The following is a 2,636-nucleotide window of genomic DNA, read 5'->3' on the forward strand; positions in this document are numbered from 1 at the left end:
CTGAGATCTCGAGATGGGCCCCGGCCTTCGCCGGGGTGACATCGCGGGTTGGGCGATTGAGGGCTAGAGCCCTCAGACCGGCTCAGGGACGATGGTGGCGACGATGGACGCATCCAGCGCCTCGTAATCCGCCAGCCCAATCGTGGCGTATAGCTCCGCGCGGGTCTGCATTTCCGGCACCATGGCCTTGGTCGAACCGTCGGCAGCGATAGTGGCGTAGAGCTTTTCCTGCGCCTTGTTGGCAACACGCAGGGACGACACCGGCCAGATGACCATGCGGTAGCCCATCTCTTCAAACTCGGAGGCCGTAAAGAACGGCGTCTTGCCGAATTCGGTCATATTGGCGAGGAGCGGCACGCCGGGCATGCGGCGGGCGAATTCGCGGAACATGTCGGCCGTGTTCAGCGCTTCTGGAAAAATCGCATCCGCGCCGGCTTCCATATACATTTTCGCGCGAGCCACGGCGCCGTCCATGCCTTCGCTGGCGGCAGCATCGGTGCGAGCAACGATATAGAGATGACGGCGGGCCTTTGCCGCAGCGTTGACCTTGGCGGCCATGTCGTGGGCCGTCGCCAGCTTTTTGTCGTTGAGGTGGCCGCACTTCTTGGGCAGCAACTGGTCTTCGAGATGCACGGCGCCGGCGCCGGCCTCTTCAAAGGCGCGGACCATGTGCATGACATTGAGTGCTTCGCCATAACCGGTATCGCCATCGACCAGCACCGGCAGGCCCGAGGCGCGCGCCACCTGCTTGATGAAGAACGAGACTTCATCGACCGTGATGATGCCGAGATCGGGCAGGCCCATGGACGCGGTCATCGCAGCGCCCGAAAGATAGAGTGCTTCAAAACCAGCAGCCTTGGCCTGCAGCGAGGCCATGCCATTGTGAGCACCGGGCAGGCGCAAAATGCCGCCGCGCTCGATCAGCGCGCGGAAGCGCAGGCCAGCGGGCTCGTTCGGCAGGTCCGAGGAGAGAAGATAGGGCATGACGAAAAATCCTTGGTTTAGCGCTGATCGATCGGCACGAAAGCCAGATCGTCGGGGCCGGTATAGTTGGCCGAAGGGCGGATGATCTTGTTGTCCTGGCGCTGCTCGACGACATGGGCCGACCAGCCCGAGGTGCGCGCGATGACAAAGAGGGGGGTGAACATGGCGGTGGGCACGCCCATGACGTGATAGGAGACGGCGCTGAACCAATCGAGATTGGGGAACATCTTCTTGGCGTCCATCATCGTCGCCTCGATGCGCTCGGCGATATCGTACATCTTGGTCGAGCCGGCCTCTTTCGACAGCTCCTCCGAGACGGACTTGATGACCTCGTTGCGCGGATCGGACACGGTGTAGACCGGGTGACCAAAGCCGATGATGACTTCCTTGTTCTCCACGCGCTGGCGCACATCGGCCTCAGCCTCGTCGGGCGTCGCATAGCGCTTCTGGATATCGAAGGCGACTTCATTGGCGCCGCCATGCTTCGGACCACGCAGCGCGCCGATGGCGCCGGCTAGGGCAGAGTAAATGTCCGACCCCGTCCCGGCGATCACGCGGGCGGTGAAGGTCGAAGCATTGAACTCATGCTCGGCATAAAGGATCAGCGAGACATGCATGGCCTTCACGTGGCTCTCGCTTGGAACCTTGCCATGAAGCAAGTGCAGGAAGTGGCCGCCAATCGAGTCATCGTCGGTCTGGACCTCGATGCGCCGGCCATTTTGCGCAAAGTGGTACCAATAGAGCAGCATGGAGCCTTGAGATGCTAACAGTCTGTCAGCAATATCGCGCGCTTCGCTATGGTTGTGATCGTGGCTTTCAGGCAGCACGCAGCCCAGCGCCGAAACGCCGGTGCGCAGCACATCCATGGGGTGGGTAGCCGCCGGAAGAAGCTCCAGCACCTTGCGAACCGCGGCGGGCAGACCGCGCAGCGACTGCAGTTTTGCCTTGTAGGCAGCGAGTTCCGACCGGGACGGCAGCGTGCCGTGGACGAGGAGATGAGCGACTTCCTCAAACTCGCAATTCCGCGCCAGGTCCAGAATATCGTAGCCGCGATAGTGCAGGTCATTGCCGCTTCGGCCGACCGTGCAAAGCGCCGTATTGCCGGCGACGACCCCCGACAGGGCCACGGATTTCTTGGGCTTGAATTCGGCCATGCAGAGCTCTCCCGGCAGTTTCTGTCAACAGATCTTTGTATTTTGATCTCTGTGTGGCGAACGTTGCCCCAAATTGCATCAATGTGTCGACAGAAAAGTGGAGATGCCGCCTTGCTCTCAAACAGCAGGGCCGGCGGCCGGGCCCGTCCCTGCAATCTTCAGGTCAGCAAGTTTGCCCGAGAGTTCACGCTTGCGCGTGTTCCTTTCATCTCGACGCCATGTTGAGGAAAGGTGCGTGAACCTAGGTTGTCTCTCGTCAACACAACACACGGAGACACCAAATGAAGAAGATTTTTGCCCTGATCCTCGCCGCCGTCATGGTTGCCGGCGTTGCCGCCCCGTCCTTTGCCGCCACCGCGAGCAATGACTGCTCCTTCGTCGACAAGACGCTTTGCGTCAGCCAGTCCCTGTCGGAAATCAACAACGACTAAGTCTGCTGACGCCTTTGGGCGCTGCATTGCAGCGTTCCGTGTGGTGAGACCCCCGAGCCTGGACTTG

Annotated in this window: 3 protein-coding genes; 1 reads left to right on the forward strand and 2 read right to left on the reverse strand. The window is 61.0% G+C overall.

The window, feature by feature from the left end:
* Positions 1-72: 72 nt before the first annotated feature.
* Together prpB and prpC are read right to left on the reverse strand one after the other, a co-directional pair.
* Positions 73-984, reverse strand: a complete 912-nt coding sequence (prpB, locus tag ABW043_RS20665) for a methylisocitrate lyase (RefSeq protein WP_353923082.1) — start codon at positions 982-984, stop codon at positions 73-75.
* 17 nt (positions 985-1,001) lie between these two features.
* The gene (gene prpC, locus ABW043_RS20670) at positions 1,002-2,138 is read right to left on the reverse strand and encodes a bifunctional 2-methylcitrate synthase/citrate synthase (protein ID WP_353923083.1); all 1,137 of its coding nucleotides are present in this window, start codon (positions 2,136-2,138) and stop codon (positions 1,002-1,004) included.
* Between the two features lie 281 nt (positions 2,139-2,419).
* Here prpC and ABW043_RS20675 point away from each other — a divergent pair, with 281 nt between their 5' ends.
* Positions 2,420-2,569, forward strand: a complete 150-nt coding sequence (locus ABW043_RS20675; protein WP_353923084.1) for a hypothetical protein — start codon at positions 2,420-2,422, stop codon at positions 2,567-2,569.
* Positions 2,570-2,636 lie beyond the last annotated feature (67 nt).

Source organism: Devosia sp. (assembly GCF_040509215.1).
Taxonomy (GTDB): domain Bacteria; phylum Pseudomonadota; class Alphaproteobacteria; order Rhizobiales; family Devosiaceae; genus Devosia.